This window comes from Vibrio sp. 10N.261.46.A3 (genome assembly GCF_041472995.1).
Taxonomy (GTDB): Bacteria; Pseudomonadota; Gammaproteobacteria; order Enterobacterales; family Vibrionaceae; genus Vibrio; species Vibrio coralliirubri.
Map to the genome: position 1 here is coordinate 116,735 of NZ_JBFRRH010000025.1, position 8,472 is coordinate 125,206.

7 protein-coding genes are annotated in these 8,472 nt (G+C 43.5%); 4 read left to right on the plus strand and 3 right to left on the minus strand.

The window, feature by feature from the left end; genetic code table 11:
- Positions 1–31: 31 nt before the first annotated feature.
- The 3 genes from AB4484_RS06775 to AB4484_RS06785 form a co-directional block, all read right to left on the minus strand.
- Positions 32–1,030 carry a DUF2860 family protein gene (locus AB4484_RS06775; protein ID WP_372077190.1) on the minus strand — a complete coding sequence of 333 codons (999 nt, stop codon included), beginning with the start codon at positions 1,028–1,030 and terminating at the stop codon, positions 32–34.
- Between the two features lie 43 nt (positions 1,031–1,073).
- Complete coding sequence (locus AB4484_RS06780) at positions 1,074–2,645, minus strand: amidase (RefSeq protein ID WP_372077192.1); 1,572 nt, start codon at positions 2,643–2,645, stop codon at positions 1,074–1,076.
- A gap of 186 nt (positions 2,646–2,831) precedes the next feature.
- A complete protein-coding gene (locus AB4484_RS06785) occupies positions 2,832–4,076 on the minus strand; it encodes a lipase family alpha/beta hydrolase (RefSeq protein ID WP_372077194.1) in 1,245 nt (414 codons plus the stop codon).
- 355 nt (positions 4,077–4,431) lie between these two features.
- On the opposite strand from AB4484_RS06785, the gene AB4484_RS06790 reads away from it, so the two are divergent.
- Genes AB4484_RS06790 through AB4484_RS06805 form a run of 4 tightly spaced genes read left to right on the plus strand, consistent with a single transcriptional unit; the run spans position 4,432 to position 8,267 of the window.
- Positions 4,432–4,854 (plus strand): hypothetical protein, encoded by a 423-nt coding sequence (locus AB4484_RS06790; RefSeq protein ID WP_372077196.1) that lies wholly within the window; start codon positions 4,432–4,434, stop codon positions 4,852–4,854.
- Positions 4,855–4,910: 56 nt separating this feature from the next.
- Positions 4,911–7,007 carry a protein-disulfide reductase DsbD family protein gene (locus AB4484_RS06795; protein ID WP_372077197.1) on the plus strand — a complete coding sequence of 699 codons (2,097 nt, stop codon included), beginning with the start codon at positions 4,911–4,913 and terminating at the stop codon, positions 7,005–7,007.
- The gene (locus tag AB4484_RS06800) at positions 7,004–7,531 is read left to right on the plus strand and encodes a protein disulfide oxidoreductase (protein WP_048609330.1); all 528 of its coding nucleotides are present in this window, start codon (positions 7,004–7,006) and stop codon (positions 7,529–7,531) included. The genes AB4484_RS06795 and AB4484_RS06800 overlap by 4 nt, the downstream gene beginning before the upstream one ends.
- Before the next feature lie 10 nt (positions 7,532–7,541).
- Positions 7,542–8,267, plus strand: a complete 726-nt coding sequence (locus tag AB4484_RS06805; RefSeq protein ID WP_048614638.1) for a DsbA family protein — start codon at positions 7,542–7,544, stop codon at positions 8,265–8,267.
- Positions 8,268–8,472 lie beyond the last annotated feature (205 nt).

Sequence of the window (8,472 nt, forward strand, 5' to 3'; positions counted from 1 at the left end):
GGTTACAAGCAATGAAAATCTCAGTTCAACCTTAGAATTTGTAATCAACACCGACTGAAACCACATATTGCGATGATTGGTAATACTCAATGTTTGAATTCGTTGTCTTCGCGCCGAGTAGTGACACCAAAGACCAGTTTTTCGCATCAAAGATATTGGCATATTCATAGGCAACGAAGGCGCCAAAGTCTTTGTCTTCACGTATCTTATTAAAGATCGGGTTCTCTTTGTCATAGCTGCGTTTTGCTGCATTGAGTGTTAAAGCAAGACCATGATTTCCAAACCTTTTCGCCAGGTTGATTTCTGCGCCAAGGCTCAAGAACGACAGTGCATCACCCTCAGAATCTGAAGAGAAAACATTCATTGAAGGTGTGAGAATGCCTGACCCATCTTTCAAGAAGTACTGATAACCAGACTTGAGATAAAAGTACTTTCGTTCTCGAATCATCAATGCGCGTTCTTCGTCAGTTAAACCAAGCCCCTTTAGGCCAGTGTTTTCTTTTTTAACGTCTGACTCACCAGAAGCGACATCGAGATTAAAGTTCGAACCCATTATTCTTGAAAGCTGCATTCGAACCACAGTGCCTGTGAGGTCGGTTTCTTTCCTATTTGAGTCAACAGCATAAGGGTCATCCCATACTTCGCCTGATATCAGAGTCGGCAAGATAGAAAAATCGACCACCATTCCGCTTTCCACTTGCTGCCTATATCCAATTTCAAATGCCAGCGTACCAGTGATGATGTCGTCTCTTGAGGTGCCTAAGAAAAACTGTTTGTGATTCAAAGCGCCAAAGGTGTATTGCACCGAACCCAAAACAGCGACCATTCCCTCGGCTTCCGTGTTACCCGACGACATTAAATCGGCTTGAGATTGATGATTGCTTTGACCAACATCGAGGTTACTTGAGTTTGCGGTGAAGCCAGTTAGGAAGGTCATGTTGCCACTGAAGCCTTCGCTTGGTGCTAGAGCTGCGAATGAGTGTGGCGCAAGCGTCAGGCTTGCCAAGAATAGGAAAATAATATGTTTCATCAATAGACTCGTACTTAAATGATTTTCTAAATTGAATTGCTTGTTAAAGCGCAATCGGGGCTTTTCTGTTTGCCCAAGGCTTGGCGTGTTCTAGTTGATAGGCCAATTCAAATAACAGGCGGTCGTTGCCTCTTGCTGCGGAAAAGTGGCTACCAACAGGAAGGTTCTGCTTGTTCCAATACAAGGGAACCGACATCGCCGGATTGCCAGCCACGTTTTCGATTGGCGTGTAGGACATCAATTTCTCTGAACGTGCCCATATCTCTTTGCCGGAGTGCGCTTTCTGGTCGAAATATTCGATGTCCAAAGGAACATGGTTTGCACAAGGGGTGAGCCATATATCGATGTTTTTAAAGAACTCTCGGTTGTGATTGATCGCGAAGTTTCGGCATCGTTCTTGAGAGTCGATATACAAGCTAGGAGTGGCTTTTAAGCGTGCTTGCATCGTACGAGCTAAATAGACGACGTTGTCGCTCACTTTGTCTGGCATCGATTCTAGCGGCATCCCTAAGCGGTCGAATTGCTCAGCAAAGCTTGCCATCTTGTTGCCAAATACGCCCATGTAGTTACGCATGAACACATCGCCATTTTGGATTGGTTGTTCAACTTCGATAACGATATGCCCAAGGCTTTCGAGCAAAGAGACCGTAGAGCGAATGGCTGCGAGCGTATTTTCATCAGGAAGCCTGCCGTGGATATCTTTGAGGGTGACGCCAATCTTTATCTGACGGTTAAGAGAAGCATTAACCATTCCTATTGGGGTTCGAGGAAAAGGCGTCTCAAAGTTATTTTTTGTATGATGCTCTGTAACTGAAACTGCCAAAGCAGCGTCACGAACGGTTCTCGACATAAACGATTGATGGGTAAAACCTTCGTTTGTTGAGCCGTCAGTTAGCCCTGAGATCAAAGATTCTCGACTTGGTTTAAAGCCAAAAATACCAGTTGCTGAAGCAGGCATGCGAGAAGAACCGCCGCCATCAGTAGAGTGCACTAAGGTTACATAGCCAGCTGCAATCGCCGCTGCGCCACCGCCAGTTGATGAGTGAACACCTCGGCTTAGATCCCATGGGTTGCGCGTCGCGCCATAAAGGGAGTTCTGGGTGCAGCCTAGTGTCATCATCTCAGGGATGTTCGTCATGCCAATGGTGTTCAGCCCTGCATTTTGAGTCGCACGAATAAACCAAGAGGTCGCATTAGGTTTTCTGCCTTGGTTTAGCTTCGAACCCAGGGTGCATTCAAGCCCAACAACATCAACGCAGTCTTTCACCAAGAAAGGCACGCCAGCAAAGGGTGAGTTCGGGTTAAATGAGTTTGCTCGCTCTAGCGCTAAGTCAAAGCACTCAGAAACAACCGCATTAACTTGATCGTTTGTCTGGCGAATTTTATAGATAGCTTCTTGCACGAATTCTTTTGGCGAGGCTTTTTTGTCTCTTATCAGATTCGCCATCTCAGTCGCATCCAGTGGCGAGTCAATGGTTTGGTGATCTGAAGGCAAATTGGTTGGCGAAGTTGGTGTTGCATTCGCTAAGGTAGGCAGAGAGATAGCCGCAGCAGAAACTGCACCTTTCCCCATAACTTTGAAAAAATCTCTGCGTTTTAATTCATTGATAGTCATCGTTTCTATCCCAAGTTAGAAAGTCACTATCCTTGTTTCGAAACCTAGCTCGCTAGGCTTAGCGTCACTCCGTGTGCTTATTTATGGGAGTAGAATAAAGATTGGCGTGTTGGCGTGCAGTGCAAATACCGCCAATGTTCATACCATTCACGCCAACTGGTTTGTCGGGTTATGTATAGGGAGGGGTTATTGCTCTGCTGCTAGCCAAAAGCTCGACAGGTCTTCAAACAGATCATCATTATCTAAAATACTGAGATGGTTTTCGTTGTAACCACGAATTTGGTCGGCGTTCAATTGAGCGGGGCGTGATAACTGGCTTGATAAATTGATGACGCCATCGTTACTGTTGGTATTAAACAGATCACCCGAGTTATAACCAAAGGCTAAAAAGTGGGGAATGTGGATTTGATTGTTTTCAACAAATAAGTCGCTAATAAATTGGCCGTCTGGGTTTAAGTCAACCCAAGCAGGCATTACCACGGGAGAGTACTCGACCCCTTGTTTAGCTGAATCGACACCACCAAACGGTGAAGAGATGGTGGTTACGCTGCTTACAAAATCGCATAGCTGCCCAATGCGACACTGGCGAATACTGTTAGTCACGACCAAGCCACCCATACTGTGGGCAACAACATGTAGTTGCTGGTTCTTATATTCACTCACAATTGTATGTAACAGATTGTTCAAGCCCTTCGAATTCAAAGATAGAGATAAACCAGAAGGGTAGTTGAACACCCATACTTGGTACTTAGATTGGTCGATTTTCTTGATTAGTGGGGCGAAATCTAAAGCGGTGGCATTGATCCCATGCACAAATAGAATTGGGATTTTATTTGGGTCATATTCAGATAGAAAATAGAGCCCGGCATTATCTTCGAGTAAGAATGTTAGCGGCTGCCACATTCCGAGTTTTGCATTGCCTTTCTCAAAAGGGGGATCCGATAGACCCACCACTGTGCCTATATCGACGAGGTCTAACTCTATTTTCAATAGTGAGGACAATGAACGATCAACAAACGCTCTTGGGGCATCACTCTCATTAATGGCAAGTGATACTTCGATTGTCGATTTGTCTTGGTGATCGCGCAGGTTAACCACACTGAATGCTTCATCAGCTTGTAGGGTTAGGTCTTGATTCTTATCTTCAAAGACGAGTAGGTAATGGATGCTATTTGATAGTTGTAAGTGAATACTGTCGCTGTCTATGATGCCATCGTAGCCATCCACTTCGCTTTTACTGATGTCTTTGATTTGTTCAATCACCACGGCAGAATCTGAGGCCGGTTGACTCAAGGTGATGGTGTACTGATTGGTTATGGAGTCGATAGCTTGTATCTCATTAGATAGGTTTCTAAAGTTACTGCACCCTGATAGCACTGAACTGAGTAACAGCACTGTACTGAGTAAGCGTGCAGTCAGTAATCGTTTCATTCCAATCTCATCCCCATATCAACAAGCTTCGTCCTTCAATCAACAAATCTTATACATAAACAAACAGTATGAATTTAATACTAGCAAGAAAACAGAGAGTTAGGTCATACGTGTTCTTGATCATGTCCTGTTTTGATTCGAGTTTATTTATTCCATGCAGCTCGACAGCGCTATGGCTGATGCCGATGTGCTATAGAGATTGTCTTTTCGATACTGATTGTTGGTATACGGTTTTTGCCATTCTCAATCGCTTTGATTCATGAAAATTATCGACCATGCGAAAAAAATTGAACTTTATTATTTTAGTTAAGTCGTATTGCTACGTTTACCATCACAAGACATCTGCAGTTTAGATATGATCTCAAGTCGAAACACTCATCAGCTAACTCGTAGCGCACTATTATTAGTGGGTTGGGTTATCTGTTTCTGTCTCGCCAGTAATATGAGCTTTATCCAAGGTTGCAAAGTAAACTATCAAAACAGTGATTCTGCGATTTCTAATGTCCTGCAGGTAAACAAGATTGATGATGGTGGCGGTTTTATCAAGGGTGCATCTCAATCTCAAGACGACCAATCCGTCCACAAATGTGAGTTATCAGAACACCTGATAAATTTTGATCACCACCAAGTCAATGATCAAGCTATATTCACGTACTTCATACTCGTTGTAGTCGTATTGTGGCTGCTAAGTACTGTCCCGTATTTCCCTCCATTCACTGAGCCAATCCTTCACAAGGGTAGACGCATCCATCTCAAGGTCTGTGTCTTTAAAGAATGAGAATAAGAGCGTTTAACTAACACTCATATTATTCATTTTTTAAGGAAAAATTAGACATGCCTAAAAGCAAAATGTCATTGCACTTTGTTGTGCTTTGGCTATTCGTTGCACTGTGTTCAACATTCACTGTGAACGCAAGTGCGAGCGAATCGATGACTCCTGTTACAACGGGTTGGATGCAAGACAAGTTACATCCGTATGTAGAAACGCGTTTTGTCATGACAGGACAAATTAATAAAGAAGATAAAACCGCGGCGGGTTATCTGGAAGTGAACCTTTCTGATGAATGGAAAACTTACTGGAGAAGTCCTGGTGAAGGAGGTATTGCGCCCAAAATCAAATGGGCCGACTCTGAGAACGTTTCGCAACTGCAATGGTTTTGGAAGTTTCCCCAACGCTTCAATTTGCTCGGCATAGATACGCTAGGTTACAAGCACAACATCATCTTCCCGATGAATCTTCATATTGATGATATGAACAAACCTGTTGAGCTTAATGCTGTGCTGACGATGTCTTCATGCACCACCATATGTATTCTCACGGATTTTGATATCAACTTGGTGTTTAACCCAAGTGAGATGACCGTGGATAACGACGCGATGCTTGTCTACGCCAAAGCAATGAGTGAAGTGCCGAAAGATTCACCGCTTGTAGAAGGTACATCTACGATTTGGGATGCTCGCAAGTCGCAACTTCAAGTTATTGCTACACATCAAATTGGCTGGACTGCACCCGATGTAATCGTGGATGGTGATTCAGATGAAATGCAAGATGCTGACTTTGGTATTCCTCACATTGAAATTGAAGGTAACCAAGTCATTGCGACTTACGATGTAAGTAGCTGGATGGGCACACCCGATCTTAACAACCAGCACATCCGTGTAAGCATCAAAGACAAAGACTTCATCACAGAATATCCAACCACTGTTACCAATGGCATTGTGGGCAACAGCTCTATGATAAGTATGGTGCTTTTAGCGCTATTAGGTGGGTTGATTCTCAATATCATGCCCTGTGTATTCCCTGTGCTTGGAATGAAACTGAGTGGGGTTATTTCTGCTCAAGGAATGGCAAGAAAACAAGTTAGGTTCCAATTCCTTGCATCTGCAAGTGGCATCCTCGCATCCTTCTGGTTAATAGCCACTTTCTTGGCTGTGTTAAAAGTTTCAGGCAGCGTTATCGGTTGGGGAATTCAGTTCCAAAACGGTTGGTTTATCGGTGGGATGTTTATCGTCACCGCTCTGTTCAGCGCCAATATGTTAGGGCTTTTCGAAATCCGTCTTTCATCGAATGCAAATACATGGATGGCAACCAAGGGCGACAGTAGCTACGTCGGACACTTTACTCAAGGTATGTTCGCAACGCTATTGGCTACGCCATGCTCTGCTCCATTTCTTGGAACAGCCGTCGCCTTTGCTCTCGCCACTACTATCCCGACGATGTTTGGTATTTTCACAGCTCTTGCCGTTGGTATGGCGCTTCCATGGATTATAGTTGCTGCATTCCCATCGATAGCTTTGGCGTTGCCTAAACCCGGGGCATGGATGAACCGTGTTAAATACCTGTTCGGCGGAATGATGCTAATCACTAGCGTTTGGCTCTTTAGCTTGCTTCGACCTCATGTCCCTCAATTGTGGTTATACGCAATACTGGCGGTCAGTGTTTGCCTATTACTTGTCAGGTTGGTTCAAGTGCATGGAATCAAGACTGCGGGTGCTGTTGCCTTGCTGCTGTTGAGTGTTATCTCTGCCTCGTTATTTGTCGAGAAAGCAACATCTAAAATGCTGCCACCAGAACCTGAGTGGGAAGCGTTGTCTACCGAAGTCATTGATGAACATGTTGCTAATGGCCAAGTGGTTTTTGTTGATGTCACTGCTGATTGGTGTGTGACTTGTAAAGCAAACAAGATCGGGGTTCTCTTACAAGATCCTGTTTACAGCGCATTGACTGAAGGTGATGTAGTGCCGATGGAGGGGGATTGGACTGTACCGAGTGATAGCGTCACGTCATACCTACAAGATCACAACCGGTTCGGTGTTCCGTTCAATATGGTTTATGGCCCTAATGCTCCAGAAGGTATTGAGCTTCCTGTCATCTTAACCAGTGATGCGGTGATGGAAGCCATTGAGAAGGCAAGAGGTGATGACGAATGATTAGAACAAAATCTAAGGCAAAACCTCAGACTAAAAAGCAGAAGTTGAGATCGGCATTACTGTATACCTTGTTCGCGGCGGTCGTGGTCTTTGGTGTTGATTATTGGCGTACAAAAGACGTTCCAATGCAGAACGTTCCGCCGATGGTCGGAATGTCGTTATCCGGTAAACCGATAGATGTAATTGAAATGAGTAAGAAAGAGCCGGTATTAGTTTATTTTTGGACGACATGGTGCGTGGCCTGCAAATTTGTGACGCCAGTGGTTGATTGGTTTTCATCAAGCTATCCCGTCGTTGGTGTATCACTGACTTCGGGTAAGGATGAAAGAGTTCGACGTTACATGAATGCTAAAGGGTATAGCTACGACAACATTAATGATACTGAAGGAAAAATAGCACGCGATTGGGGGATCTCCTTAACGCCAACACTCATTGTTATTAATGATGGAAAAGTAACTAGTGTTACTTCAGGAATTACTACGCCAATAGGCATCGCAGCCCGACTTTGGTTAGCTAAGTATTAATGGGAAAAATATGAAATTCATAACAAAAAGCATCATCACATTATTAGTTACACTGGCTTTCTCTCCTGTCACTTACGCAATGACAAAACAAGAAAAGATTGCCGAGATAACGCAAATGTTAGAAACGAATGAAGGTATTATCGATTCGGTTCATGACAGTCTGGCTGCTTACATAGATCAACAAAGTAGTTTCGATAAAACGTTGGCCGAGAGCCATGACTTTATTTATAACAATCCACACCACCCTTGGTATGGTTCCGAACATCCAAAGCTGACGATCGTAAACATGACTGATTTTAGTTGCCCGTGGTGTAAAAAGTTAGATCCTGTTCTTCGGAAAATAGCGGATGAGTTTCCTAATGACATCAAGGTGATAAATATTTATATCCCTCTAAAGGAGAGAGATTCACCACTGAACTCAGCAACCTTTGGACTCAATGTCTGGAACAATGACAAAGAAAAATACAAAGCAGTTGAAGAGATGTTGATCAGTAAGCCTGGCATTCACAACGTTCGTTCGATAATGAAAGTAGCGAAGAAGAACAAAGCCACCGATTACGTTTCTTCAGACAGTGAAATAGCGATTGAAGTTGCTGAAAACTATAACTTGTTTACGAGGTTGGGTGTTCGAGGTACACCAGCGATGCTCATTGATGGAACATTGCTCCCCGGTTACTTGCCATACGAAAAACTATATCCAATAGTAAAGGCTAAGCTAGAAGAGAAAAGTAAATAGAATAAATTTACGATAAATTAATTATTATTTCTGATGGATAAAAAGCCCTATTGATTAGGGCTTTTTCTTATTTGAATATTAATTTGCAGAAGTAGTTTGCAAATTAATAAACAATGTATAACGCAGCTAGTCCAAATATGCCTAGAAAACTGAGAACACCACATGTCGAGTACAACAACAGTCTCTACCCGTGATCATTGAAGAT